The 26,022-nt window shown below is 69.1% G+C and carries 28 protein-coding genes; 19 read left to right on the top strand and 9 right to left on the bottom strand.

Features of this window, described 5'->3' with window-relative positions; genetic code table 11:
• The first annotated feature begins 32 nt into the window (after nucleotides 1-32).
• The 13 genes from ACFVBH_RS06025 to ACFVBH_RS05965 all read left to right on the top strand — a co-directional run bounded on the left by ACFVBH_RS06025 (nucleotide 33) and on the right by ACFVBH_RS05965 (nucleotide 14,299).
• Complete coding sequence (locus ACFVBH_RS06025; protein ID WP_379000202.1) at nucleotides 33-1,163, top strand: DUF5938 domain-containing protein; 1,131 nt, start codon at nucleotides 33-35, stop codon at nucleotides 1,161-1,163.
• Complete coding sequence (locus ACFVBH_RS06020; protein WP_379000200.1) at nucleotides 1,163-2,707, top strand: AMP-binding protein; 1,545 nt, start codon at nucleotides 1,163-1,165, stop codon at nucleotides 2,705-2,707. Before ACFVBH_RS06025 ends, ACFVBH_RS06020 begins: the two co-directional genes overlap by 1 nt.
• A gap of 136 nt (nucleotides 2,708-2,843) precedes the next feature.
• Nucleotides 2,844-3,353 carry a hypothetical protein gene (locus ACFVBH_RS06015; protein WP_354984055.1) on the top strand — a complete coding sequence of 170 codons (510 nt, stop codon included), beginning with the start codon at nucleotides 2,844-2,846 and terminating at the stop codon, nucleotides 3,351-3,353.
• Between the two features lie 94 nt (nucleotides 3,354-3,447).
• On the top strand, nucleotides 3,448-3,804 hold the full coding sequence (locus ACFVBH_RS06010) for a hypothetical protein (RefSeq protein ID WP_354984054.1): 357 nt from the start codon (nucleotides 3,448-3,450) through the stop codon (nucleotides 3,802-3,804).
• A gap of 178 nt (nucleotides 3,805-3,982) precedes the next feature.
• Nucleotides 3,983-4,894, top strand: coding sequence for an iron uptake transporter permease EfeU (efeU, locus tag ACFVBH_RS06005; protein ID WP_379000197.1), 912 nt, complete (start codon nucleotides 3,983-3,985; stop codon nucleotides 4,892-4,894).
• Nucleotides 4,891-6,102 carry an iron uptake system protein EfeO gene (efeO, locus tag ACFVBH_RS06000; RefSeq protein ID WP_379000195.1) on the top strand — a complete coding sequence of 404 codons (1,212 nt, stop codon included), beginning with the start codon at nucleotides 4,891-4,893 and terminating at the stop codon, nucleotides 6,100-6,102. The genes efeU and efeO overlap by 4 nt, the downstream gene beginning before the upstream one ends.
• A gap of 33 nt (nucleotides 6,103-6,135) precedes the next feature.
• Nucleotides 6,136-7,443 carry an iron uptake transporter deferrochelatase/peroxidase subunit gene (gene efeB / locus ACFVBH_RS05995; protein ID WP_379000193.1) on the top strand — a complete coding sequence of 436 codons (1,308 nt, stop codon included), beginning with the start codon at nucleotides 6,136-6,138 and terminating at the stop codon, nucleotides 7,441-7,443.
• 74 nt (nucleotides 7,444-7,517) lie between these two features.
• Entirely contained in the window at nucleotides 7,518-8,918 is a 1,401-nt protein-coding gene (locus ACFVBH_RS05990; RefSeq protein WP_379000191.1) for a lipase family protein, read from the top strand.
• Nucleotides 8,919-9,078: 160 nt separating this feature from the next.
• On the top strand, nucleotides 9,079-9,816 hold the full coding sequence (locus ACFVBH_RS05985; RefSeq protein ID WP_379000189.1) for an alpha/beta fold hydrolase: 738 nt from the start codon (nucleotides 9,079-9,081) through the stop codon (nucleotides 9,814-9,816).
• Between the two features lie 135 nt (nucleotides 9,817-9,951).
• Nucleotides 9,952-11,334 carry a DUF1214 domain-containing protein gene (locus ACFVBH_RS05980; RefSeq protein ID WP_379000186.1) on the top strand — a complete coding sequence of 461 codons (1,383 nt, stop codon included), beginning with the start codon at nucleotides 9,952-9,954 and terminating at the stop codon, nucleotides 11,332-11,334.
• Between the two features lie 141 nt (nucleotides 11,335-11,475).
• Nucleotides 11,476-12,573: a sensor histidine kinase gene (locus ACFVBH_RS05975; protein WP_379000184.1), complete on the top strand. Its 1,098-nt coding sequence runs from the start codon at nucleotides 11,476-11,478 to the stop codon at nucleotides 12,571-12,573.
• Entirely contained in the window at nucleotides 12,570-13,220 is a 651-nt protein-coding gene (locus ACFVBH_RS05970; protein ID WP_379000182.1) for a response regulator, read from the top strand. Before ACFVBH_RS05975 ends, ACFVBH_RS05970 begins: the two co-directional genes overlap by 4 nt.
• Nucleotides 13,221-13,288: 68 nt before the next feature.
• Nucleotides 13,289-14,299: a DUF418 domain-containing protein gene (locus tag ACFVBH_RS05965; RefSeq protein ID WP_379000180.1), complete on the top strand. Its 1,011-nt coding sequence runs from the start codon at nucleotides 13,289-13,291 to the stop codon at nucleotides 14,297-14,299.
• Between the two features lie 18 nt (nucleotides 14,300-14,317).
• Here the strand turns inward: ACFVBH_RS05965 and ACFVBH_RS05960 are convergent, their stop codons facing one another.
• From ACFVBH_RS05960 to ACFVBH_RS05940, 5 genes are all read right to left on the bottom strand, one after another.
• Nucleotides 14,318-14,785 carry a nuclear transport factor 2 family protein gene (locus ACFVBH_RS05960; protein WP_354984045.1) on the bottom strand — a complete coding sequence of 156 codons (468 nt, stop codon included), beginning with the start codon at nucleotides 14,783-14,785 and terminating at the stop codon, nucleotides 14,318-14,320.
• Between the two features lie 98 nt (nucleotides 14,786-14,883).
• Nucleotides 14,884-16,209, bottom strand: coding sequence for a hypothetical protein (locus ACFVBH_RS05955; RefSeq protein ID WP_379000178.1), 1,326 nt, complete (start codon nucleotides 16,207-16,209; stop codon nucleotides 14,884-14,886).
• Entirely contained in the window at nucleotides 16,209-16,604 is a 396-nt protein-coding gene (locus ACFVBH_RS05950) for a hypothetical protein (RefSeq protein WP_379000176.1), read from the bottom strand. Before ACFVBH_RS05950 ends, ACFVBH_RS05955 begins: the two co-directional genes overlap by 1 nt.
• Nucleotide 16,605: 1 nt before the next feature.
• Nucleotides 16,606-16,779 (bottom strand): hypothetical protein, encoded by a 174-nt coding sequence (locus ACFVBH_RS05945; protein ID WP_354984042.1) that lies wholly within the window; start codon nucleotides 16,777-16,779, stop codon nucleotides 16,606-16,608.
• Nucleotides 16,776-18,533, bottom strand: a complete 1,758-nt coding sequence (locus tag ACFVBH_RS05940) for a hypothetical protein (protein ID WP_379001607.1) — start codon at nucleotides 18,531-18,533, stop codon at nucleotides 16,776-16,778. The genes ACFVBH_RS05945 and ACFVBH_RS05940 overlap by 4 nt, the downstream gene beginning before the upstream one ends.
• Before the next feature lie 317 nt (nucleotides 18,534-18,850).
• Between ACFVBH_RS05940 and ACFVBH_RS05935 the strand changes: the two genes are divergently transcribed.
• A complete protein-coding gene (locus tag ACFVBH_RS05935) occupies nucleotides 18,851-19,957 on the top strand; it encodes a PucR family transcriptional regulator (protein ID WP_379000174.1) in 1,107 nt (368 codons plus the stop codon).
• A 10-nt stretch (nucleotides 19,958-19,967) separates the two neighbouring features.
• On the opposite strand, the gene ACFVBH_RS05930 is transcribed toward ACFVBH_RS05935, so the two are convergent.
• From ACFVBH_RS05930 to ACFVBH_RS05915, 4 genes are all read right to left on the bottom strand, one after another.
• Complete coding sequence (locus ACFVBH_RS05930) at nucleotides 19,968-20,255, bottom strand: hypothetical protein (protein WP_379000172.1); 288 nt, start codon at nucleotides 20,253-20,255, stop codon at nucleotides 19,968-19,970.
• A gap of 173 nt (nucleotides 20,256-20,428) precedes the next feature.
• Complete coding sequence (locus ACFVBH_RS05925) at nucleotides 20,429-21,712, bottom strand: GAF domain-containing protein (protein WP_379000170.1); 1,284 nt, start codon at nucleotides 21,710-21,712, stop codon at nucleotides 20,429-20,431.
• A 175-nt stretch (nucleotides 21,713-21,887) separates the two neighbouring features.
• On the bottom strand, nucleotides 21,888-22,133 hold the full coding sequence (locus tag ACFVBH_RS05920; protein ID WP_354984038.1) for a CsbD family protein: 246 nt from the start codon (nucleotides 22,131-22,133) through the stop codon (nucleotides 21,888-21,890).
• Nucleotides 22,134-22,232: 99 nt separating this feature from the next.
• Complete coding sequence (locus tag ACFVBH_RS05915) at nucleotides 22,233-22,481, bottom strand: hypothetical protein (protein ID WP_379000168.1); 249 nt, start codon at nucleotides 22,479-22,481, stop codon at nucleotides 22,233-22,235.
• A 258-nt stretch (nucleotides 22,482-22,739) separates the two neighbouring features.
• Here ACFVBH_RS05915 and ACFVBH_RS05910 point away from each other — a divergent pair, with 258 nt between their 5' ends.
• From ACFVBH_RS05910 to ACFVBH_RS05890, 5 genes are all read left to right on the top strand, one after another.
• Nucleotides 22,740-23,312 carry a helix-turn-helix domain-containing protein gene (locus ACFVBH_RS05910; RefSeq protein WP_354984036.1) on the top strand — a complete coding sequence of 191 codons (573 nt, stop codon included), beginning with the start codon at nucleotides 22,740-22,742 and terminating at the stop codon, nucleotides 23,310-23,312.
• A 101-nt stretch (nucleotides 23,313-23,413) separates the two neighbouring features.
• Nucleotides 23,414-23,983, top strand: coding sequence for a nuclear transport factor 2 family protein (locus ACFVBH_RS05905; RefSeq protein ID WP_354984035.1), 570 nt, complete (start codon nucleotides 23,414-23,416; stop codon nucleotides 23,981-23,983).
• On the top strand, nucleotides 23,980-24,927 hold the full coding sequence (locus tag ACFVBH_RS05900; protein ID WP_379000165.1) for an oxidoreductase: 948 nt from the start codon (nucleotides 23,980-23,982) through the stop codon (nucleotides 24,925-24,927). Before ACFVBH_RS05905 ends, ACFVBH_RS05900 begins: the two co-directional genes overlap by 4 nt.
• A 258-nt stretch (nucleotides 24,928-25,185) precedes the next feature.
• A complete protein-coding gene (locus ACFVBH_RS05895) occupies nucleotides 25,186-25,557 on the top strand; it encodes a hypothetical protein (protein WP_354984033.1) in 372 nt (123 codons plus the stop codon).
• Nucleotides 25,558-25,586: 29 nt separating this feature from the next.
• The gene (locus ACFVBH_RS05890; RefSeq protein ID WP_354984032.1) at nucleotides 25,587-25,907 is read left to right on the top strand and encodes a metalloregulator ArsR/SmtB family transcription factor; all 321 of its coding nucleotides are present in this window, start codon (nucleotides 25,587-25,589) and stop codon (nucleotides 25,905-25,907) included.
• Nucleotides 25,908-26,022: the final 115 nt, after the last annotated feature.

The following is a 26,022-nucleotide window of genomic DNA, read 5'->3' as shown; positions in this document are numbered from 1 at the left end:
CCCGGATCCATTCGAAGAAAGCGGAGAACACCATGAGCACCAAGCCCGTCATCGTCTACGGCGCCTCCGGTTACACCGGCCGGCTGATCTGTGAATACCTGCGCGAGTTCGGGATTCCGTTCGTCGCCGCCGGCCGCAGCAGCGCCACGCTGAAGACTTCGATGGAGTCCCACGTGCCCGGCATCGAGACCGCCGACTACGAGATCGCCGAAGTCGCACACGATGTGGAGTCGCTGACCGAGCTCTTCCGTGGCGCGTCGGTCGTGTGCAACACCGTCGGCCCGTTCAGTTCCTATGGGCCGGAGGTGGTTCGGGCCTGCCTGGCGGCCGGGGTGCACTACCTCGACACGACCGGCGAGCAAGACTGGCTGATCACCTGCGACGAGACCTACGGCGCGGACTTCGCGGCGGCGGGCCTGCTGCTCTCGCCCGGGCTCGCCCAGATGTACACCACCGGCGAGATCGCCGCCGAGCTGTGCCTCGAATACCCCGGCCTGGACACCCTCGACATCGCCGTGTTCTGGGGCGGCTCGCCCACCATCGCCTCGACGCGCACCATCCTGGTCAACGCGGCCACCTCGCGGGCGCACTACCTGCGCCAGAACGCCTACACCGAATTCGATCCGAACCAGGGGCTGGTGCCGCTGGTCGTGCCCGGCCAGCATGAACTCGCCATGTCGCTGCCGTGGGGCGGCACCTCGCATCCGGTCTGGTACAGGAACGATCCGCGGGTGGCGAACTGCAAGGCCCAGGGCGGAGTCTTCAACGCGGAGTTGATGAACGGCGTCCCGCTGATCGTGGCGCAGGCCCTGGAGGCGACCAAGGACATGGACCCGGTGGCCCGCGACGCGGCCCTGACCGCCACCGCCGCCCAGGTGATGAACCAGATGCCGCCGCGCGAGAACCCGCGCCTGAACAAGTCCCTGGACTCGGTGCACGCCTCCGGGCCGCTGGCTCGCGCGCACTGCGTCATCCACGGCAATCAGAACTACAAGCAGACCGGGCTGATGCAGGCGTTCGCGGCGTCGTGGCTGCTGCAGCAGCCGCCCAAGCGAGTCGGATTCGCTTCGGGCTGTAAGGCTTTCGGACATCGCGAACTGCTCGGGCAGTTGCGGGCCTTCGGCCTGGTGTCGGCGCCGGTCCTGACCGTGCAGGACAACTGATGCGGCTGATCGACTACCTGGACAAGGGCGCGTCGCTGGACCCCGACGCCCCGTGCCTGGTGTGCGACGGCGCGGTCTCCACCTACGCGCAGGTGCGCGCGCTCAGCGATCGGGTCGCCGCGGCGCTGGCCGCGCGCGAGGTGGCGCCCGGTGACAAGGTCGCGATCCTGTCCGCCAATGACCCGACCGCATTCACCTGCGTATTCGGGATCAGTCGCGCGGGGGCCGTGTGGTGTCCGATCAATCCGCGCAACGCGGCGAACGAGACGCGTGAACTCCTGGACCTGTCCGATTGCTCGGTGCTGCTGTTCCAGGAATCCTTTGCACCGCTGGTGAATTCGATCCGCACCGCGCTGCCGGGGTTGACCACGCTGGTGTGCTTGGACGGCGCGCCCGAGTGGGCGCTGAGCTGGGACGAGTTTCTCGGCGCGGGGGCCGGGCCGGTCGACCGACACGCGCCCGGCGATCTCGCCTTGATCGCGGGCACCGGCGGCACCACCGGGCGGCCCAAGGGGGTGATGCTCACCGGCGCCAATATCGAGGCGATGACCGCGATCACGCTGATGAGTTATCCCTGGCCCGTCGCGGACGCGCGCCCGACCTACCTGGCATTGGCCCCGCTCACCCACGCCGCCGGTGTGCTCTGCTTCCCGGTGCTGTGCCGCGGCGGATCCATCGTCATCATGCGCAGGCCCGATGTGGAGGAATTCCTGGACAATCTCGAAATCCACCGTGTCACACACACTTTCCTGCCGCCCACGCTGATCTACATGGTGCTGGACCATCCCTCGCTCGACCGGCGGGACCTGTCCCGCCTGCAATGCTTCTGGTACGGGGCCGCGCCGATGTCGACCTCCCGGCTGGAGGAGGCGCTCACACGAATCGGCCCGGTCATGGCCCAGCTGTTCGGCCAGACCGAAGCCCCGATGATGATCTCCACCATGTCCCCGGCCGATCACTTCGCCGCGGACGGTTCGATCGCCCGCGCGCGGCTGTCCTCGGCCGGGCGGCCGTCGCCGCTGGTCACGGTCGCCATCATGGCAGAGGACGGGCGGCTGCTGGACCGAGACGAACGCGGCGAGATCGTGATTCGCGGGTCGCTGGTCATGCGGGGCTACTACGGCAACGAGCCCGCGACCGCGGAGGCGTCGGCGCGGGGCTGGCACCACACCGGAGACATCGGCTACCTCGACCGGGACGGCTACCTGTTCATCGTCGACCGCGCCAAGGACATGGTGATCACCGGCGGATTCAACGTGTACTCCACCGAGGTCGAGCAGGCGATCATGGCGCATCCGGCGGTGGCGGACTGCGCGGTGGTCGGACTGCCGGACGACAAATGGGGCGAGCGGCTGACAGCGGTGCTCGAGGTCCGCCCCGGCGCCCGGGTCGATCCCCGGGAACTGACGTCCTTCGTCAAGGAGCGCCTGGGGAGCGTGAAAACGCCCAAGCAGATCGAGGTCTGGCGCACCCTGCCGCGCTCGAAGATCGGCAAGGTGCTCAAGACCGAGATCAAGAACCAGCTGCTCGACCTGCCCGGCTGACATCGCGCTCGGGCGGTGGCGCGGAAAGTGAACATGGAATACTTCATTCCGAAAGTCCTACGGCAACAATCGATCTTGTTGTAATCTCGCGCCAGCCCGGGCGGAAAACGCGCCCGGCTCGCCCTGGAGAGTACGCATGAAGATCACGAAGTACATTGCCGCCGTTGCCATGTCGGTCGCCGCGCTCGTTTCGATCAATACCGGTCAGGCGGGCGCCGCCTCGATCGGGGCGGTCCTGAATACGAATCAGGTTCTCAATCAAGGTGATTGGCTGCGCACTTCTTCCCAGAGCACCGCGGCCTTCGCGATTCTGCAGGGCGACGGCAACTTCTGCGTCTACAAGGGCACCGGGCCGGGCAACAACCTGGGCGGGGTCTGGTGCTCGGGGACCTCCGGGCACTCGCAGGTGTTCGCCGTCATGCAGGGCGACGGGAACTTCGTCATCTACAAGGGCACCGGCCCCGGCAACAACCAGGGCTACCTCTGGGGCACGGGAGCTCGCAGTGGCGCGTCCGGCTTCTACCTCCAGCTCAACGGCACCGGATTCGGCCACTCGAATCCGCAGCTGCAGGTGGTCGGGTTCCCGGCCAGCGGCTGGAACACCTGCTACTGGTCCAGCGACGGCAACTGCAACCTCGGCGGATAGCGGTACGCGACGGGTGTCACGGCGGCGCGCGCCGGACAACCCGGCGGCGCGCGCCCGGCGGCGTGGGCGGGCAGCGGCCCCGTAGGCTGGACCTATGGGTCGCTTGCTCGCCTTCCTGCTCATCGCCGCCGTCCTGGCCCTGGCCATCTGGTGGATATCCCGGGAGTGGTCGGGTGACGTCGACCGGCTGGCCCGGGCCAAGTCCGAGGTCCGCGGCTACCTCGATCGCACGGGCAGCGAACTCCTGCTCCTGGACCCCGACAACGACGCCGCCCTGAACGCAGTGACCGAGGCGGTCGACCACATGACCACCGCCCGTTCCCAACTGGCCGCCGCTACGAACCTCGGTCAGGTCCGCGTAGCGCGCGAGTCCGCCCGCGCCGGGCTCTATTTCATCCGCAAGGCCCGCGAGGCCATGGGCCTGGACCCCGGCCCGCCCATTCCGAGGTAAGTATTCGGCTATCCGCTGACCATTAATTCCGTCATTTCGGACAATTCGGTCATTTGTTGAAGAATGCCGAAGTCGCCCATATTGCGGATGTCACCATGGGGGTACGCTCACCGAACGATCAGGCATGCCTACCCTAATTTTGGCGGTGGGCGGACGACGAGAACGAGGTGGCGCAGGGATGGTGCTCGCGGCATCGACGCCTTCGGTGGCCACGCAGCTGTTCGGCAGCGGGCTGATCGGACTGCGGGAAGGGCTCGAGGCCGGGATCGTGGTCATGATCCTGGCGGCGTTTCTGGTCAAGTCCGACAGCCGGTCCAACCTGAAATGGTTGTGGCTCGGGGTGGGAGCCGCCGTGGCGATGGTCTTGGCGGTGTTCGCGGGCATCCACTACGGGACCTCCACAATCAGCGGCCTCGCCGCCGAGGCGGTGGCCGGCGTCGCGTCGTTGATCGCGGTCGTCATCGTCACCGGCATGGTGCTGTGGATGCGTGGCGCGGCCGCGCACCTGTCCGCCGATTTGCGCCGGGGGATGTCGCAGGCGGTGGAGTTGGGCGGGGTCGCCGTCGCGAGCCTGGCGTTCTTCGCGGTCGGGCGTGAGGGGCTCGAGACCGCGTTGCTGATGGTCGGGTATGCCGAGAACGCCTCCAACAGCAATTGGCCGCTACTGGGGCTGCTGCTCGGGATCCTGGTGGCGGTCGCGCTCACTGTCGCGTTGTATCTGGGTGCGGTCCGCATCAGCCTGACGAAGTTCTTCAAGTACACCGGTGCGCTGCTGGTCGTCGTGGCCGCGGGCATCCTCGCCTACGGGATCCGGGCGTTGCAGACGGTCGGCTGGCTGCCCGGTATCGACGATCTCGCCTTCGATGTCAGCGCGCACTACGACCAATCCTCGTGGTACGGAACGACTTTGGCTGGTCTGTTCAATCTGCGTCCGGATCCGACGGTGCTGCAGGTGATCGCCTGGGTGTTGTACCTGGTCGTGGTGCTGACGTTGTTCCTGCGCGTCGAGCGTCCCGACACTTCCCCGTCCGCGGCTGCGGTGGATCAGACTCCGGCTTCGCGAGAGCCGGAACCGAAAGGAAAACAGTGAAACCGAACCTGTCGAGGCGTGCCCTGGCCGCCGCCGGACTGCTGCTGGCCGCGCCGCTGGCGATCACCGCGTGCACCGCCAAATCCGATGGCAGCGGCGATATCTCCGTCACGTCCACCGAATCGGTGTGTGAGCTCAGCTCCACGAGCGCCTCGACCGGCACGGTGAAATTCAGCATCACCAACAACGGTTCGAAGGTGACCGAGTTCTACGTCTTCGGCAAGAACAACCGTGTGCTGGGCGAGATCGAGAACATCGGCCCCGGGGTCACCGGCAAGCTCGTCGTGGATATCACCGAGCCCGGCACCTACGAGACCGCGTGCAAACCGGGCATGGTGGGCAACGGCATCCGCGGCAAACTCGAGGTCACCGGCGAACAAAAGACCAAGACCGACGTCCCCGCCGACGTCGAACAGGCCAAGGCCAGGTACCTGGACTACGTGCGCGGTCAGCTCGACGGACTCGTCGCGCAAACCGGCACGTTCGTGGCCGCGGTGAAGTCCGGTGATACCGCTGCGGCCAAGGCGCAGTTCGGGTTGACCCGCACCTTCTATGAGCGTGTGGAACCGGTCGCGGAATCGTTCGCCGATCTGGACCCCGCGATCGATATGCGCTGGGACGACACCGAAGACGGCAAGCAGCCCTTCACCGGATTCCACCGCATCGAGCGGTTCCTGTGGCCCCCGCAGCAGTCCCAGGTCGGCGAGGACGGCGACGACATCAGCCAAGCCGACCTCGACAACTCCAAGAAGGACACCGCCGCACAGGTCAACACCGAGGCCGATGCCCTGCTGGCCAATGTCACCGCGCTGCGCGACGAGGTACGCAAGGACGACTTCTCCTTCGAGACCCAGTCGTTCGTCAAGGGCGCGCAGGCGCTGGTCGACGAGATCGCCGCGACCAAGGTCGGCGGCGAGGAGGACCGATACTCGCGCACCGATCTGTGGGACTTCGCGGCCAACATCGACGGCTCGGAAACCCTGATCGCGGAGTTGCAGCCGATGATCGCGGCGAAGAACCCGGCGCTGATGGACAAGATCACCAGCCAGTTCAAGGCCGTCCGCGAGGCCATCAATGCCTACCGCGAAGGCGACGGCTACATCTCGTACGACAAGGTCACCGCACCGCAACGCAAGGATCTGTCCGACAAGATCGACGCCCTGTCGGCGACCCTGAGCCAGGTCCCGGACCTGGTTCTCGGACAGTAGTTTCCGAGCCCCGACACACAGGAAAGAAATCCCATGACCGAGCGACCCGCAGCCGAGTCCGGAAACCTGCGCCGACCCGGTGTCTCCCGGCGTCTGCTGCTGGGTGGGGCGGCTGCGGGCGCCGGGGTGGTGGCCGGCGCGGCGATCAGCAGCGCCGCGCACCAGGCGCCCGCCGACCCGAACGATCGGGTGGTGGCCTTCCGTGGTGAGCGGCAGGCCGGGATCGTCACCGCCGTGCAGGACCGCCTGCACTTCGCGGCGTTCGACGTCATCACCGACTCGCGCACCGAACTCATCGACCTGCTCCAACGCTGGACCCTCGCCGCCGAACGCATGACCCGCGGCCTCGAAACCGTCGACGGCGGCGCGGTCGGTCACGGCACCCACCTACCCCCACCCGACACCGGCGAAGCACTCGGACTATCGCCCGCCGCACTGACCCTGACCATCGGCTTCGGACCCGGCCTGTTCGGCGCTAGCCCCACCGCACCCACACGCGGAGACCGCTTCGGGCTCGCCAAGCATCGCCCCGCCGCGCTCGAGAACCTGCCGACTTTCGCCAAGGACGCCATCGAAACCTCCCGCAGCCACGGCGACATCTGCGTCCAAGCCTGCTCCGACGACCCCCAGGTCGCCGTCCACGCCATCCGCAACCTCGCCCGCATGGGCTTCGGCATCGTCAGCGTCCGCTGGTCCCAACTCGGATTCGGCCGCACCTCCAGCACCACCCGCGGCCAAGCCACACCCCGAAACATGTTCGGGTTCAAAGACGGCACCCGCAACCTCACCGCCGAACAAACCGACCTACTCGACAAATTCGTATGGGTCGCACCCGAAGACAACCCCACCGACGCCCAATGGCTCACCGGCGGCAGCTACCTCGTCGCCCGACGCATCCGCATGGACATCGAAGCCTGGGACCGCGCCGCCCTCGGCGAACAAGAACAAATCATCGGACGCAGCAAAGGCGAAGGCGCACCACTCGGTCAGACCGCCGAATTCGACGACCCCGACTTACTCATCACCTCCGGCCGCCAACCCATCATCGCCGCCGATTCCCATGTCCGCCTCGCCCACCCGGACAACCTCGACGGCATCCAACTACTGCGCCGCGGCTACAACTTCACCGACGGCTCCGACGGCTTCGGCCACCTCGACGCCGGCCTGTTCTTCCTCGCCTACTGCCGCAACCCCCACACCCAATTCGTCCCCATGCAACACGCCCTGTCCACCAAAGACGCCATGATGGAATACCTCACCCACACCGGCACCGCCCTCTACGCCTGCCCACCCGGCCTCACCCCCGGACAATGGTGGGGCCAACGCCTCTTCGAAGCATGACCGCCGAGTGAGCTGAATTCGCCTGCCGCATTTCTGAAACCTGTTACCGTTCTCGCGGCAGGAAGGGGTGCGGCATGGGGAAATCCAGCGGAACCGGCCGTTCGGCAACGGTGTTCGAGGTCATGAAGGGCCGTGCGGGCCGCGGGATCCTGGCGATGGCTGTGGCGTGCGCCGCCGGCCTCGCCACCGCACAGACCGCCCATTCGACTCCCAATACCGCGGACGGATTCTATGCGCCGCCAACCGGATACGCCGAGACCGAGCCGGGCACCGTTCTGCGCTCACGGCCGATAGCGGCCAGCTTCTTCCAAGCGCTGCCGATGGCGGTCGACGCCTGGCAGGTGCTGTACCGCACCACCGATTCCACCGGCGCCCCCTACAGCGCGGTCACCACGGTGCTGAAGCCGCGGCAGGGCAACGGGACCATCCTGTCCTTCCAGAACATGACCGATGCCATTGCGCCGCAGTGCATGCCGTCGCAGGCCCTGCAGCAGGGGCAGGTGCCGTGGCTCGACTTCGGTGAGAGTCAGCCGATCGAACTGACCACGATGGCGAACGAGTCCCCGCTGGTGGCCGCCGCGCTCGCGAAGGGCTGGACGGTGTCGGTCCCGGACTACGGCGGCGTCGACAATCACTTCCTGGCCCCGAAGGAGCCCGGCTACGTCATTCTCGACGGCATCCGCGCGGTCCGGAATTTCGACCCGGCCGCCGCGCCCGCCGATTCGAAAGTATTGATGTGGGGCTACTCCGGCGGCGGTATCGCCACCGGCTGGGCCGCCCAGGAACAGCCTTCCTACGCGCCCGAACTCGACGTCGCGGCGGCTGCCCTCGGCGCGCCCGTCGGCGACTTCGAGGCCGGAATCCGTTCTGCCAACGGCACACTCGTGGGCGGGGCGCTGATCCCCGTCGCGCTGATGGGGATGCGGCAGAATTCCCCGGAGCTGGCCGCGGCGCTCGACCGGTACCTGACCCCGGCCGGCCGGCAGAAGATCGACGACGCCACGACCGCCTGCACACCGCAGAATCTACTGTCCAACATCGGTTTCGACGCGGCGCGCCACCTGACCGTGCCGCTGAGCGAGGTGCTCGCCGACCCGGTGATCCAGGCGGCCGTGCAGGAATCCGAACTCGGCCACACCGCGCCCACCGCACCGCTGTACGTCTACAACGCCATCGCCGACGAGATCAGCACCATCGGCGGGGCCGACACCCTCGTGGCCGGGTACTGCGACAGCGGTGTCCCGGTGACCTATCGGCGCGAACAACTCCCCATGCCGCTGTCCGGCCACACCCTCGAATGGGCGCTGGGCGCACCGGGCGCGCTGGCCTGGTTGCAACAGCAGGCCGACGCCGCCGCCGAACCGACCGGGTGCGAGATCGCCTCGATCCCCGCGACGATCACCGATCCCGCGGCGCTCGGCGCCTTGACGTCGGGCATCATCACCGGCTCGGTCCTGGGGCTGTTCGGTCTCTGACAGCCCGCCGCACGGTCATCGACCGTGCACTGTGCACGAATCGATTTCGGTGTGGCGGGCGGTGCGACAGTTCTCGGAGTTCGGCGGCCGGAGTCCTTGACCCCGGCGCTCGCGCGGTTCGATGATGACGCCGGGAATTGGCGTTGACAAGGGGACCGCGATGACCAATTGGCTACTGCTGCGGGGGCTCACCCGCGATCAACGGCACTGGGGGCAGTTTCACGACGAGCTGGCGGCGCGTCTCGGCGTGCGCGTCGTGACGATCGATCCGCCGGGCTTCGGAACGCGGAACGGGCACGTATCGCCCCGCTCGATCGCCGCCATCACCGACGATATCCGGGCGCGGTTCGAACCCGGGGACGAGCGCTGGTCGCTGCTGGGGATTTCACTCGGCGGCATGATGGCCATGGACTGGGTTGCCCGCTACCCGGCGGACTTCGAGCGCTGCGCGGTGGTCAATACCGCCGCGCCCGCGCTGTTTCGGCCACACCAGATGGGCGGCGGCCTGGTCTCGCTGGTGGCGGGCAAGCAGTTTCGCTCACTCGATGCTCACGAGGCCGCCGCGCTGGCGCTGAGCAGCAATCGCCCCGCGGACGAACTGACGGAACTGGCGGCGACGTGGGCGCGGTACCAGCGGGAAGCCGCACCCGTCAGCGCCAGCGCTCTCGGACAGGTCGCCGCGGCGGTGACCTTCCGCCTGCCCGCTCGGATACCGGTTCCGCTGCTGGTGCTCACCTCCGCGGGCGATCGCCTGATCGACCATCGGATCTCACGGCGGCTCGCGGCCCGGTTCGACGCGCCCCTGCGGGTGCACCCCGACGCGGGCCACGACCTGCCGCTCGACGACGGCGCGTGGGTGTGCGAGCGGATCGCCGAGTGGCTCGGGCCGGTGGACTAGATGGCTCTTCCCGCGAAAGGCCCCCGGCCCGCATTACCGGGTCGACAGCCGAGCTTCATCCGCTGCGGGTGATGCGACGGACCGACGCCGCGCGGTGAACTGCAAGGCAACCCCAATCGCGATGAAAGGTTGCCCATGACCGGCGTCGAGCAGGATCGCTATGAATTCCGGGACGGATTCCCCGAGGCGGACGCCGTCGGGCGGGCCTGGGCCGATGTGGATTTCCAGCGGGCGGTGACGGCCTACCGGTTCTGGTATCCGACGGTGTCGCTCGAAGGCATTCTCAACGGCAATCGGGAAGTCGGGTTGACCGACGGCAAGGCGATCGGGATCGTGGCTGCCGGGCCGCGGCAGGTCGGGTTCACCCTCAACTCCGATACCCCGTACGGGTCGGCCGCCCTGGACCTGCGGGACGGGCCGATGGTGGTCGAGCTGCCCGCCGGGGCCTACATCGGGCTGCTCGACGATCACCATCAGCGATGGATCACCGATATGGGCATACCCGGGCCGGACGGCGGGAAGGGGGGAACCTATGTCGTGACCCCACCGGGGTATGACCGCGACGTCGAACTGGACGCGCACGTGGTGCACTCCGGTTCGTTCACGGTGTTGCTCGCGCTGCGGTCGCTGCCGTTGCAGGGGGATCAGGACGCGGCGCTCGCTGCGTTGCGGGCCGTGCGGGTCTACCGGCTCGGCGCTCACGAGCAGACCCTCGACTTCGTCGACACCACCGAACTCGACATGGACAACACCTGCCTGCGGTGGGAGGACGGACTCGAGTTCTGGCGAGTGCTGCATCGCGTTCTGTCCGACGAGCCGCTGGTCGCGGAGTTCACGCCCATGTACGGATTGCTCGCGGATCTGGGGATCGAGCGCGGCGGCGACTTCGCGCCCGATCGGGACACCGCCGCCCTGCTCGAGCGAGCGGCCCGCGCGGGCCGGGATCAGATGCTGGTCTCGGCGTTCGCCGGTCGGCGGGCGGATCGGATCGCGTGGGCGGACCGCGGCTGGGAGTGGGTCGGGCTCGTCGAGGACAACGGCGACTTCCGGACCGAATCCGGATTCGACCTCGACGCGCGCGAGCGCTGGTTCATCCAGGCGATCATCGCGTCCCCGGCGATGTTCCGCCGCCAGGTCGGCGGCGGCTCGCTGTACTGGCTCGGGGTCCGCGATGGCGCGGGCGATTTCCTCGACGGCGGCAACCACTACACCCTCGACATCCCACAACCGGTGCCCGCCAAGCTTTTCTGGTCGATCACCGTCTACGACGCCGCCACCCGCTCCCAGGTGCGGGCCGAACAGAACAGCGCCGCACTGCGTTCGCTGTTCGAGCTGCGCGATCTTCCCACCGACGAACCGCTCCGCCTGCATTTCGGTCCCACCTGCCCGCCGGGGGCCGAACAGCGCTGGCTGCAAACGGTTCCCGGCCACGGCTGGTTCGTGTACCTGCGCATATACGGCCCCGAGCAGGCTGCCTTCGACGGCAGTTGGAAGCCGGGCGACTTCGAACGTGCCTGAGCCCCGTGAGTAATGGTGCGGGATCGCGGTTCTACAGCCCGACCCCGGAATTCTTCGACAGGTCGTGGCAACCCACCGACATCACGGCGGTGAGCTGAACCGAGAAGCATCTATGGTCGTTGCATGCCGCGCGTGTTAGCTATGACATTGCTGATCCCCGCGATACTCGCCGCGTTCGTTGAGATCATCGGGGAGGCGCCGCCGGGTCGCGTCGGCGTCGATCTGGTGGGAGTGGCGGCCGGGACGTGGGCGTGTTCGAGTATCGCCCGCTCGGAGGGCCCGCTGCTCCGGCAGTCGCGAGTGCTCGTAGCCCTGGGAGTGCTGTCCTCGGCCGTTGTCGCCGGGTCGGTTTGGCCCGGCCCGATTCCATGGGCGATCGCCTCGGTGTGGGTGGCGATCGTGACCGCCGGGGTTGCGGCGTCGCGTATTCGGAACGGCGGAGACGTGGCCGTGGTCGCGTGGCTCGTGCTGCTGGTGTTCGGGTCCGGCTACCGATTCGTGCTGCGCGGGCACGAGGACGAGGGCGTTGTGTCCATCGTCATGCTGCTCACGCTGGTATCGGTGTCGACGGGACTGCTGCTGCGGGCTCAGCGCCAGAGCCAGGAGGCGCAGCGGGCCGTAGTGCTCGCCGAGGCCCGCACCGAGATGGCCCGCGATCTGCACGACGTGATCGCGCACGAGGTCATCGGGATCGTGGTGCTGGCCACCGCGGCGCGAGCGCACGCGCACGGCGACTCGCGAAAGGCGCTGGAGCGCATCGAGAATTCGGGCAGGCGCGCGCTCGCCGACATTCGGGCGATGGTCGGGACGTTGCGGACCGGGGAGGCCCAGCACGGCACGTCCGATCCGGGCGACCTGGTCGAGCGGTTCCGCGACATGGTCGCCGCCGACGTGGTGGCCGAGTTGGACCCGGCCGTCCGCGCACCCGAGGTCGCCGAGACCGTGGTGCTGGTGGCGCATCGGGTGCTGGCCGAGTCGCTGAACAACATTCGCCGCCACGCCACCGACGCGACCCGCGTGGACATCCGCCTGCGCCTGATCTCACCGGAGACCGTCAGCCTGCAGATCGCCGACAACGGTTCGGGCGCCGCGGGATCGGTCGGCGGAGGCGGGCAGGGCCTGCCCGGTCTGCAAGAGCGGGTCGCCGAGGTCGGCGGCACGCTGTCCGCCCGGCGCGCCGCCACGGGTTGGGCGGTGGACGTCACCATGCCGGCCCGCGGAAGGGCGTACACCGCATGAGTATTCGCGTCATAGTCGCCGACGACCAGGAGATGGTCCGGTTCGGTTTCGCGATGATCATCGACGGCGACCCGGACATGGAGGTCGTGGCGCAGTGCCGGGACGGGGTGGAGGCGATAGAGGCCGTGCGGGCGCACGATCCCGACGTGGCGCTGCTGGACATTCGCATGCCCCGGCTGGACGGGCTCGAGGTGTGCCGGCGGGTATCCGGCCGCACGAACGTGGTCATGGTGACGACCTTCGACGATGACGAGTACGTCGACACCGCCCTCGCCAACGGCGCTCTCGGCTTTCTGCTCAAGGACTCCTCACCGGAACTGCTGCTGGCCGCCATTCGCGCAGCCGTCTCCGGTGACGCGCTGATCAGTCCGGAACTGACCACCCGCCTGCTCGCGCGGAGCCGGGCGAGCGGCGCGCGCCGAACGCCCCCGGAGCCGCTGGCCGCGGCGGTGGCCGAGCTGACGCCCCGGGAACGGGAGATCGCCGCGCTGGTCGCGGCCGGTAGGAGCAACGGTGAGATCGCCGGGCAGGTATTCGTCTCGCTCGGCACCGTGAAGAGCCATATCGCGAACCTGCAGCGCAGGCTGGGGGCGCGGAACCGGGTCGAGGTCGCCGCGCAGCTGTGGCGCGCGGGGTTCATGGACTAGCCGATCGGCCATCCGGTCCGGCCACTCGGCCGATGTGCGGGGATCCCCACCGGCAGCACGCTGGGAGCATGCGACGACTCGAGAGCCTCGATGTACTGCGTGGGTTCGCCCTGTGCGGAATCCTGTTCGCGAACGCGCCGGTGATGCTGCACCTGCTCGGCCCCCGGCCGGACGGCACGCCCGATCCGGTGTCGACGGCGTTGGACTACACCGTGAACTACCGGTTCTTCCCGCTGTTCGCGCTGATGTTCGGCATCGGCTTCGCCCTGATGTGGCGGTCGGTCGGGGCGAAGCTCGCCGCGCCGCGCCGCGCGCTGCTCCAGCGACTGCTGACGCTGCTGGTGTTCGGCATACTTCATCAGCTGCTCCAGCCCGGCGAGGCGCTGCTGCCCTACGCGATCGCCGGGCTGGTGCTGCTCCCCGCGACCCTGCTGCCGCAACGGCGCATTCCGCTCGTGACCGGGGTCGCGGGGATCGGGCTGCTGGCGGGCGGGCTGGTCGTGAACGGCCAATTGCTGTTGGTGCCGGGACTTTTCCTGCTCGGCTTCGCCGTCGGCTCGACCGCGCTGCCGCGCCGAGTCGAGGACGACCCGCGGATCGCGCTGTGGCCCCTGCTCGTCCTCGTGCCCGCGGTCGCCGCCGGACTGCTTGCGCAGCAGCGCGATCCGATGGGCGTCGCGCTCGTCACGGGGTTGGCCATGGCGGCGATGTACGCGTGTCTGTTGCTCGCGGCCATGGCGACACCGCTGCGCCCGCTGCTGGTTCGGGCGTTCGCGCCGCTGGGGCGCACGGCCCTGACCAACTACATCGGCGCGAGTGTCATCCTGGTGCTGGTCCAGCGGTTCGCCGCGGCACCCCTGGGGCTGAGCGCCGACAGCGCGCACCCGTGGCTGCGAATGGTGCTGCTGTGCGGGGTGATTCTGCTGGTTCAGAACGTCATCTCGGCGTGGTGGTTGACGCGGTTCGGGCAGGGACCGCTGGAGAAGGCGTGGCGGATCCTCACCTATTGGCGGTCGGAGCCGCCGGCCATCCGCCCTGATCCGCGGGCCCGCCCGGCGGCGACCGCGATCGCCGGCTGATCGCGGACCTCCGAACCCCTACCGCGCGGTGAGATCACCGTCGGCGGTAGGGGATTCGTCGAAAGCCTGGGCGACCGATAGGCTGTCCTCGTACACGTGGTGCCGAGTGACGAGACCGTCTTCGATCGTCACGTGCAGCGCGAACCGGGACCGATAGGCGCGTCCGGTGGTGCGCGCGGTCTGGCGGATCTCGCCCATGATCACCGCGTCCGAGCCGTCCACGAGAATGCGTTCGATGACGGTGCCGGCCTGCTCGGGCACATGGTGGTCGCCGATCGCTCGGAAGTGCTCGGCGGCGTCGGCGCGGGTGGCGCGGTGCCGAATCCACGGGGTGGCGGTGCGGCCGTGCTCGGCCTCGGGCCAGTCCAGCTTCCAGTCGCTGAGCGGCGCGTAGAGGGCGGCGATGCCGTCGGGATCGCCCGCGCCGATGCGCCGCAGCAGTTCCTCGACGACGGTGCGGGTGGTGTCGGTTGCGATCTTGTTCATGCCGACCAGAGTGCCCGGGCGTGCGAACGGTGTCGATTACCCGGGAGGTAACGGGTGCGCGGACGCGACGGCGGCGCGGGTGAGAACCGCTGTCGCGCTCACGCTTCGAAGAGCAGGTACAGCCCGGCGAAGGTGAAGCCGACCATCGTCAGCATGAGGGCGAGCTGGCCGGTGAGCCGGTGTGCGGGCGGGAGCAGCCGCAGGCAGCGGTCGTGGGCCGCGGTGACGCCGAGGATGTGCCCGGTGAGCACGGCCATGACCTTGATCGTGCCGAGCAGCGCCGGATTCGTCGAGAGCAGGTAGGCGGTGTCCCGATCGGCGAGACCGGCCAGATTCCAGCCGCGGTCGAAGGGATCGGCGAACAGGATGATCGTGGTCTGGCCCTTCTCCACCAGGAACGTGAGGTAGTGGGCGATCAGGTAGCCCGCGATGATCGGGGTGAGGCTGTGCGCGAGCCGGTTCGGAAGTTTCGCCCGGGCGGCGGGGGACAGGCCGCCGGTGGCGCGGGCCGCCAGCCAGAACGCGCCGCCGACGACGGCGATGAAGCCCAGCAGGCCGAGCGTGGCCAGGCCGGTCGCCCGGAGTTGGGAGTGCTCTTCGGCTTTCACCAGCAGCGACCGCCACGACGGGAACATCGAGAAGCTGTCGAAAGCGGTGGAGCCCAGCAGGGTCGCCGCGACCGCGACCGAACCCGCGCGGGCGGGTGTGCCGGCCAGATTGGCCAGCGGTGACCGCAGGACCGGCTCGCCGGTATCGCGCCGGCCCAGGGGGATGAGGCGGCCGAGCAGGGAGCTGTACACCTCGATCGGATCGGCGCGTTCGGCCCAGACGGAGCCGAAGAGGAACAGGCCGAGGGTGGTCGTCGCCAGGTAGCCGAGGAACCAGATCGTCACCGCGGCAACGGCTCCCGGATCCGGGTAGGCAAGTTCGAGCCAGACGAAGGAGAACAGGCTGGCGGCCGCGGGCCAGTGGCCCCAGCCCTCGCGGTAGGCCAACGGCCCGGTGCCGGTATCGGACCGGCGGATCAGGCGGTGGATCGCGCGGGCCGGGGACAGGATCTTCCAGACCGGGCCCAGCAGCAGCGAAGCGGCCATGACCCCGACCCACAGGAAGATGTAGAGCACGCCGGGGGCCGGGTTGCGGGCCGGGTCCGGCGAGCCGAAAAGCGCTATGGCCGTGACGACTACGGTGGCGACGACGCCGAGTGCGGCGAGTGCGTCGCGGAGTCGCGGTGCGTCGATCACCGCGCGCAGCCCAGCGGGCAGCAGCAGTCCCGGTGAACGGGGATCGAGCCGGGGCTGCTTCCACGCGAAGATCAGGATCGCGAAGGAGAACGTGAGCGCCCAGGCCGCGCCGACGAGCGCGTAGGACAGCGGTATCGGCAGGTCCGCGGCCCCGCCGATACCGTGCGCGAGGACCGCCATCAGCGCACGAGCAGCGTGGCCACGGTCCGCCCGGCCTCGTGCAGTTCCAAATCGACCCGGCCCGGGACGTCGATGGTGAAGCGGAAGCGCTGCCCGGCCCCGGGGACGATCGCGAAGCTGTGCTCGGGGGTGCCGTGCACGTGCAGCTCGTCGCGGGCGTCGCTGTCGACCACGACCTCGATCGGGCCGCCCGCCTTCGCGTCCAGGACCGCGCCGGTGGGATCGACCGAGCCATCGGCGATGCGCACGGTGATGACGAGCGCGTTCGCCGGAGTCGCGGCGCTGGTCTCCGCGCTCGAAGGCGCACTGTCGCTAGGGGTTTCGCGGGCCGAGCAGCCCACCGTGAGCAGGCAGCTCAGCGCCAGCAGCGCGAATCCGACTCGTGGCGCGGACAATTCAGTTCTCCTCATCGGGCTCGGGATGGTTGTGCTCGTCGTCGGGGCCCGCGCGGCGGTCGCGCACCGCGATGAACACGATGACGGCGACGATGAGCAGCGCCGGTGCGAAGGCCGGGATCGCCAGCAGGATCGAGTGATCCGCGAGGATCGCGATATCCCCGGAACCCGTCACGGCGCGGGCACCGCGGCGCGATCGGCCCGCAGGTAGCGGTCGTTGATCCGGGCCGCGCCCCAGGACAGCGCGGCGATCAGGGCCAGGCTGCACAGCAGGACCACCAGTCCGGCCGCGGTGAACAGCCAGGCCGGGTGATCGAAGGAGCGCTCGCGCTGCAGCACGGTGATCTCGGCGACGAAATCGCGGCGGAACGATTCCAGCGCGGGCACCTCCACCGCCCCGATGCCGGGATCGGCGGCCATGTAGATCGGCAGCGCGGTCTGCGTGCGCCCATCCTGTATGCGCAGCACCGTCTTCCATGAGCCGTGCACCGGGACGGGGCGGGTCGAGCGGTAGTGACCGGCGTCCACGCGCTCGAGCTGATCGACGACCAGACCGCGTCCGGGGCTGTCGCTGCCCACGCCGCCCTGCCAGGCCAGGATCTGAATCCACTCGGGATCCGTGCCGACCAGATCGACGGGATCGAGGCGGATGTCGGCGCGGACCATCCGGCCGCCGTCGGGGTCCGCGTCGGTCAGCGCGACGGTGGCCGAGGCGTTGTCCGGCAGCTCGGTGAGCAGGCCGTTCGTCGTGGCGGCCGCCGCGATCAGCACCGCCGCGATCACCAGGCCCCGGCGCACCGCGGGCCGGGGCAGCCGCTCGCCCCGCAGGACCAGCGCCAGCAGCGCGCCCACCACACCGCCGGCGATGCCGACCGGGATGGCCATCGCGAGCAGTTCCGGCCACATCGCGGCGGGCCAGGCGTCGACGAACATCGCCTTGATCCACAGGGATTCGAGCAGCAGACCCGCGGTCGCGATGCCCGCGCCGGCGAGCGCGCCCCACCAGATCGGCCGCTGCCGGGCCAGCGGCAGCAGCGCGCAGAGTTCCACGACCACGGCCGCGCCCAGGTAGAGCGGGAACACGTTGCGCGGCGCGTCGATGATGGGCCCGCCCACCAGCCACGCGACCACCCCGCGCACCGTTGCCGCGAAAGCCACCACCACGAGGGTGCTGAACGGGCCGAGGGTCAGGCGCGCCGCGATGAGCGCGATGGCGGCCGCGGCGACGATGAGCATGGGTTGCAGGACCAGCCGGAACTGCTCGACGCCGAAATCGAACTCGACCCCGAAGACCGACAGGCCGATCAGCAGGCCGCCGAACGCGAACGAGCGCACCAGCCAGCCGCCCTCGGGACGGCTGGGGTCGGGCCGGTTGCGGCGGCCCTCGTACTCCAGCAGCAGCACACCGACCAGCGACAGGCCCGCGCCGCCGATGAGCATCAGATGGGTTGGGCCCCAGAGGGTTACGTCCTGGCCGAACATGCGGTGCCAGATGTCGTCGAGCGGGAAGCCGATCAGCGCGTACAGTCCGGCGCCCGCGATGAGGATGCCGCCGACCGGGGCGTACCAGGTGCGGGTGATGCGAACGGCGGCCACGCCGGGCTTCTCGTCCAGCGGCAGCACGATGGCCGTCATTCCGGCGGTGAACAGGAAGAACAGGCCGACGAGGATGAAATAGTGCGCCGGATTGGCCAGCGGGCCCTCGTCGCGGCCGTTGCCGATGTGCAGGCTGACATCCCAGATGAAGCCGAGCAGCGCGGTGAGGATCGTGGCCAGGAACAGCGCCACCGGCAGGGCGACCCAGCCGGGCCGGTTGAACAGCCGGCCCAGGCCGTCGGCGAGGCGTTGCAGCCAGGTGATGCGGCGGGTGCGGTGCAGATAGCCGACCCACAGCAGGATCAGGCCGATCACACCGGCCGAACCGGACATCAGCGCGACCTGATCCAGGGCCGCGCCACCGCCTTCGCCGCCCGCTTGGGCGAGCAGGGTGAGATTGTGCACGCCATCGGGCACGGCAGACCTCCATCACGAACAGGTAGTTACTGTTACGGACGGTAGCATGAAATTAGTGCACAGTGTTGCGCTTCATTTCGCGGGTTGATCATACCGCGATAGCAGGGCAACAGCTATTTTCAATGTTGTTGGTGTACAAGCGTGCACCGAAACGCTAGGGTTCGGCGACCGCCGGTCACGACAGGTTCCGACGACCGGCGCGGAAGGGCAGGCCAGGACAGATGAGCAGTTGCGTGCAGACCTCCAGTCTCGTTTTCGAATCCGAGGAAGCGGTAGCGCCGGGCGATCCGGGTGATCTCGCCGCCGATGTGCGGCGCGCGGGTATGGACCTGGCGTTGCAGGGGCACCGCGGCGACGATGTCAGCGCGCGCATGGCCGAACTCGAACACTGCGCTCGGCAGTGGGCCCGGCTCGGCCTGGGTCTGGATCGACTCCAGCAGGCCGTGCACCAGGGCTATCGCGCGGGCTCCGATCGCGCGTACGCCGTTGCGCCGCTTACCGATACCGACGCGGCGATCGTCGCGGCGCGGCGGCATCTGGATCTGCTGGAGGCGGTGCACGTCCGGCTCACCCGCGCCTACACCCGGCAGCTCCCGGCGCCCGTGGACTCGCATCAGGCGGCCGCTCGCAACGTCGCTGTCGCCCTGTTGCGCGGTGAGCTCGCGGGTCCCCTCGCCCGGCACAGCGGTATTCCGATCAGCGCCCGGTATCACCTGGTCGCCGTCGGACTGCCGAGGTCGGCCGAGCGCGACGCCGCCGCGCCGGTGGTCGCCGCCCGCATCACCGCGGCCCTGACCAGCCGCTGCGGGGAGGGCGCGCTGTCCATTCTCGGCGCGGACGGCGGCACGCTGCTGATCCCGTACGAGGCGGTTCGCGAGGGTGAACTCCACGACCTGGTCGCGGATCTGGCGGCGCTGACGCCGAATCCGCCGACCGCGGTGGTGGTCGTGGCCGAACCCGCCGAGCTGCCCGACGCGGGGCGGCAGGCGCACGAGCTTCTCGAAACGGCCATGTCGCTGCGCATCGCGCCGGGGCTCTATCCGATCAGCGAGCTGGGCCTGTACTTCCAGCTCACCCGGCCCGGTCCGGCCCGGGATGTGTTGCACGCCCTGCTCGATCCGCTCGAGGATCACCCGGACCTGCTCCAGACCCTGGGCGCCTACGTGGACAACGACTTCAACCGCCGCCGCACCGCGGGCGAACTGCACGTGCACCCCAACACCCTCGACTACCGCCTCAAACGGGTGCATCGCATGACCGGCTGCGACCCCGCCACCGCCTCGGGACTCTGGCGACTGCGCTCGGCGATGGTGGTGCGCCGATACACCGGCCGCCGGTAGTGGGCCGGTGTCAGTGGGCGGTCTCGAGCCGGTGCAGGTTCAGTAGATCGAGGCCGAACTCGTCGAATCGGGCCAGCACGCCGTGCATCTCGACCGCGCCCGAGACGGGGCCGCACAGCACCGTCGTTCCGGCGCTGTAGTTCGCCGTCCATTCCCCGGGCAACCGGTCGAGCGCGCCGCGATCCACCTCGCCGCTCACCGTGAATTGGTACCGGGTGAGGGCGACGGCCGGCGTCTCGGCGGGAAGGTGATCGCGCGCGTGTCCGGATACCGCGAGCTTCGGGCGCCGGACGTGCACGGGTGTGCGCCTTCTCGGGTGCCGGTCGGCCGGGCGCGGTGCACCGAATTCGGCCGAGCCGGTTGAAGGACGTCCTCCCGGGCGCTGAACTGCGTTGATGATCACGCATCTCTAGTGCCCGCATTTCCGGGAAGTATTCGTTCCGGAAGGGAAAGATCTGCGCGGGGCGGCGATCAGCGGTTGCGGTAGGCGGCCAGACCGCCCAGCTCCTCGTCGGCGATGTAGACCGAGCGTACGTTCAGCAGGGCTTCCTCGACGTGCGCGGGGCAGCCCCAGGCCGCGTCGCCCCACGAGTCCGCGACCTTGATTTCGGCTGCGGCGGAACAGCGTTCGGACCCGCCGAGCTGGCAGATATCGGGGTGGGGGGAGTCGGCCTGGGCCTCGGCGGCGGCCTGGAGGCGTGTGGTCAGCTCGGTGGCGGCCAGCGCCCGCTGTTCGGCTTCGGCGCGCAACTGCTGTTCGGCGTGGATCGCTTCGGCCAGGGCGGCGCGGGCGGCCTCGGTCTGGGCTTCGGCGCGCGCCTTCGCGGTTTCGATGTGGTGGCGTTCGATGGCCAGGCTCGCGGTGTCGGCGAACAGGCGGGCCAGGGCCAGATCGACTTCGTCGGGGGTGCGCGGGGTGGGGTGGTACATGGCGAACGTGCCGAGCAGCGCGGCGTCGCGGGCCAGCAGCGGCGTGGACCAGCAGGCCGCCACCCCGGCGCGCTCGGCGAGTTCGCGGAACTCGTCCCAGAACGGGTCGGCGCCGATGTCGGTCACGATGACCGGGGTTCGGCGGTGCGCGGCCGTGCCGCAGGAGCCCACGCCCTCGCCCGTGGCGATGCCGTCGATGGCCCGGTTGTAGAAATCGGGCAGGCTCGGTGCGGCGCCGTGCCGCAGGTGCAGGCCGTCGGGATCGGCCAGCAGGACCGAGACCAGGATCGGCTCGGGCGCGAGATCCTCTATGCAGCGCGCCATTCCGTCGAGCACCTCGCTCAGCGGCGCGTCCCGGGCGATCTGCTCGACCAGGGCGCGCTGCTCGGCGAGCAGGCGCTGCGCCTGCTTGATCTGGGTGGTCTCCACCCCCAGCAGGCGGGTGCCGCTCACGCGGCCGTGTGCGTCGTGGCGCGGCTCGTAGGTGAAGTCGAAAGTGGCAGTGCGCGGCTGCCCGGACCCGCCGAGCGGGATGGCGACGTCCCGGGCGGCCCCGGGTTCACCGGTGCGATAGACCCGGTCGAGGGCCGCGGACACCTGCGCTCCGGCCGGGCCGGGCAGCAGCTCCGCGGGTGTGGACCCCGTGCCCGAGGGCGCGCCCACCGTGGCGAGGAATCCCGCGTTCGCTTCCTCCAGCAGCTGTTCGGCGCCGGTGAACACGGCCAGGATGGCGGCGGACCGGCCGAACAGCGACCGCACATCGCCCTCCGGCACGGGATCGCCGGGCCGGGATTCTTCCGGGTGGGCGTCCGATTCCGCTGTCATCGACCGGTTCTCCTCATCGCTGTGCGCACACCGAACTGGTCGCAGGTTCGGAAGGCTATCGGGTGCCGGACCGCACGCACAACACGACGGGTGTGGATGGTCGTCCGGGTACCGACAGCCGGGAGCGGGCGCCCATGATGGGCACCCGCTCCCGGGCCGAACGAGCGTCGGTGGACTACTGGTTCTGCTGATGTGCGCGCTGGCGCTGCTCGTCGATGGCGGCTTCGGCTCGCGCCTTCTCCGCCTCGGCTTCCTTCTGCGCGGCGGCGCGCTGGGATTCGCCCTTGTCCTGCTGGGCGTCGCCCTCCCGGCGCAGCTGGTCGTTACCGATCACCGCGCCGGCGACTTCCTTGACCTTGCCCTTGATCCCCTCGACGACCCCCGAAACAGCTTCCAGGGGACCGCTCTTGCGCTCGGACATCGTTCAACCTCCGAAATGTGCTGCGTTATCTGGACATTGGCGCAATACCCACTCGATGCCGGTCGAATCAGCGGGGACGGGCCGACGTCGGATTTCTCGTCAGGAGCGCCGGCCGCGGAAGCGGATGTGCTCGACGGTGATCCAGGCGATACCGGCGGAGAACGCGGCGGCGATCACCGCGGACCGCATGACCGGCCAGCCACCGGATCCGGCGAGAGTCCAGGCCAGGGTCAGCACGCCGGCGAGCAGCAGCGCGAATCCGGGCCAGTTGACGCCGTCGAGCAGGGTGGGCGGGGTGCCTGCCTCGCCGGTCAGCGGTGCGGCCTCGGAAACGGTGGTGTCGGTCATCGGCGGGGCTCCTCGTGTTCGGTTCAGAAGGGCGATTGCCCCGATCTCTTCAGGCGAAACAACCGGCCCCCACCTGCACGTTTCCCGGCTGGACCGGGCCGCTCGGTTCCGGAGACGACCGCGGCCCGGGCCCTGGATCGCGGGCAACGCCCGTGATCATGCGTACACGCTATGACGAGATCGCCTCGCCGTCCTCACCCGAAATGGGTGGACCGGCTGCCACTTTACAGGTGGCTAGACAGGTGTAAATATTGAGCGATGGACGCGGCGACGAGCACAGACGTAGGACGGCGAGCATTGCGCGGGCGAGCGGCCGAAACGGTCGAGCGGCTGCTCGACGCGGGCCTGGAAGTGCTGCGCGAGCAAGGATTCGAGCAGCTGTCGATGCGCGAGGTCTGCCGCCGCGCCGGGGTGACCCACGCGACCGCGTACGGCTACTTCTCCGCCAAGGAACATCTGGTCTCGGAGATCTACTGGCGGCGGGTGCGAGCATGGTGCGAGACCCCGCTCGCCGATGGCGCCCCGCTCGAGCGCCTGGACGCGGTCTTCGACGAGCTGGCCGCGCTCTCGGCCGCCGAACCCGAGCTGAGCGTCGCGGCCTCGGCGGCGGTGCTGAGCCGCGATCCCGATGTGGCGAAGGTGCGTACGCGTATCGGCGCGGCCATGAGCGCACGCACCCGCCGCGCGGCCGGTGACTGTCCCGCCGATGTGCTCACCGCCCTCGACATCGCGGTCAGCGGTGCGATGGTGCAGGCGGGCATGGGCTATTTCTCCTACCCGGAGATGGCGAATCGCCTCCGCTCGATCGCCCGACTGATGGTGCGCCCCTGAGCTTTTCGATCCATCGCCCGGTGCGCGCCACGAGCTCGCCCCGGCGCCCCGCTGTACCGAACCGCGCGGCGGTTCACCGAAATAGATGAGGACAACCCCATATGAGTTTCGATCGCGCCGAACTGGAATCGTTCTGGCAGAGCTGGTTGGAGATCAACCGGCGTGCCCAGGAGCTCGGCGACTGGTCGGTCATGGCCGACCACTACGAACCCGACGCGACCTACGGCTGGTCCTACTCGGCCACGGACCAGTTCATGGCCACCGGCCGGGACGAGATCCGGGATCTGGCCCTGGGTACCGAGATGCTGGGCTTCCAGGGCTGGGTATACCCCTACCAGACCGCGGTCATCGACGAGCAGAACGGCCAGGTCGTCGGCTTCTGGCGCCAGCGCAGCACTTTCACCGACCCCTCGGGCGCGCCCTATGAGATCCCCGGCCTGGGCTGCAGCTGGTTCCAGTACAGCGGCAACAACACCTGGTCCTGGCAGCGCGACATCTTCGACGCCGGCATCGCCGCCAAGACCGTCGGCCGAATGTACAAGGACCGCACCAACACCCCCGAACTCGATGCCCGCGTGAAAGCCGCGACCAGCGGTCCTCAGCCCGGTCACTACCCGGGCCTGGAACAGATGAGCAGCCCGCTGTGGCCGGTTCCGGCGGTCGAGCTGTGACCGGCGCGGGCGGCCCGCACTGGTCCCTCGACCGCGCCGGGGATCAGAGCGGGCGCGTCGCGGTGGTGACGGGCGCCAACACCGGCATCGGGCTGGAAATGGCGCGGGCCCTGGCGCATCGGGGCGCGACGGTCGTGCTGGCCTGCCGCAACGCCGAGCGTGCCGCCGCGGCCCGCGCGGACATCCGCACCGGCGCCGCGAACGCGAACGTGCACATCGAGGAACTCGACACCAGCGATCTCACCTCGGTCGCCCTGTGCGCCGGTCGATTACGCGAGCGCTGGCCGGTCATCGATCTGCTGATCAACAACGCCGGTGTCATGGCCAAACAGCACACCGTGACCGAGGAGGGCTTCGAACTCGACTTCGTGACGAACTTCCTCGGGCACTTCGCGCTGACCGGGCAGCTGCTGGACGCGCTGTCCGCGGCCCCCGCCGCCCGCATCGTGACCGTCAGCAGTCTGACCCACCGCCGTCGCAACGCGACCCTCGATTACGACGACCTGACCCTTGATCGCGGCTTCGACTCGGAGCTGGCCTATGCGCGTTCGAAGATGGCGTCGATGACGTTCATGATCGAACTCCAGCGGCGGCTCGCGGCCTCCGGCTCGCGCGCGATCTCGCTGGCCGCGCACCCCGGCGGTGTGCGGACAGGCATTCTGCGCGAACAGAATCGCCTCGTTCAGCTCGTGTACAACCCTCGAATGACCTGGCTGACCGGATGGTTCACCCAGGGCACGGTCGAAGGCGCCGAGCCGATCCTGCGCGCGGCCCTCGATCCGGACGTCGAGGGCGGCGAGTTCTTCGGCCCCGGCGGGCGCTGGGAGCTCATCGGCGCGCCGGTTCCGGTCGAGATCTCGCGCCGCGCACTGGATCCGGAGGCCGGTACGCGGTTGTGGGCGGTTGCCGAGAAGCTCACCGGGATCTCTTTCCTCGCGGCTTGACCGGAGCCACACCCGAACACCTGGCGTTTGCTGGGTGATCGGGTGTGTGCGGGAGCAGCTTTCGCGCGGCGGGGAACGGGCGGTTGTGTCATGCCCCCCTGACAGCGCACCGCCGCGCGACAGCTGTTGACTGCCTGTTTGCAGAAATAGTGAATTGCATACCTATTGGAATCCTTCAGCAAACGGTGGCAACGGGCCCGCGCGCGTGTGTAGCGTCTGCGCACGCCGAAACAACGGCGGCGTGAGAGAGGAAAAACCATGGCGGACATGGAAGTTGCGCTCAAGGACATGATGATGCTGGACGGCGCGCTCGGGGCGGCGGTCGTCGACTACAACAGTGGGATGCCGCTCGGGACGTTGGGAGGGTCGAAGAACTTGAACCTCGACCTCGCCGCGGCCGGGAACACCGAGGTGGTGCGGGCCAAGTTGCGCACCATCGAACAACTCGGTCTCAGTGAAGAGATCGAAGACGTCCTGATCACCCTCGGTAGCCAGTACCATCTCATTCGGCCGACCCGGGGTCGCAGGTCCAGGGGTTTGTTTCTCTATCTCGCACTCGACCGGACCCGCGGCAACCTCGCCCTCGCTCGGCATCGGCTGAAAGACATCGAGCAGGAGCTCGAAATCTGACATCACCTGCCGGAAGGGGTGGCCCCGGAATGCCATCGATGCAGCGGCCGCTCTATCAGATGAAGGCCGAGTTCTTCAAAACCCTGGGGCACCCCGTTCGCATCCGCGTTCTCGAATTGCTCAGCCTCCGTGCGCATCCGGTCTCGGAGTTGCTGGAGGAGATCGACGTGGAGGCCGCGAACCTCTCCCAGCAACTCTCGGTGCTGCGCCGAGCGGGCCTGGTTCGCGCCAATCGGACCGGTCTGTCTGTTACCTACGAACTCACTTCCCCGCAGGTTGCCGAACTGCTCGCCGTGGCCCGCGCCATCCTCACCGGCGTGGTCGCGGGCCAGGTCGAAGCCCTGGGGTAGGACCCGCGGCCGGGGGGGGGCCCCCCCGGGGGGCGCCCGCCCCCCCGCCCCCCCCCCCCGGCAGCGGGGGGCGGGGGCGGGGGTGGGTTTTATGGCGCCGCAACGCACCCCCCCC

It is taken from the genome of Nocardia sp. NPDC057668 (assembly GCF_042799795.1).
Classification (GTDB): domain Bacteria; phylum Actinomycetota; class Actinomycetes; order Mycobacteriales; family Mycobacteriaceae; genus Nocardia.
The sequence above is the reverse complement of the archived record's forward strand: the minus strand, read 5'-3'. Positions and strand labels throughout refer to the sequence as shown.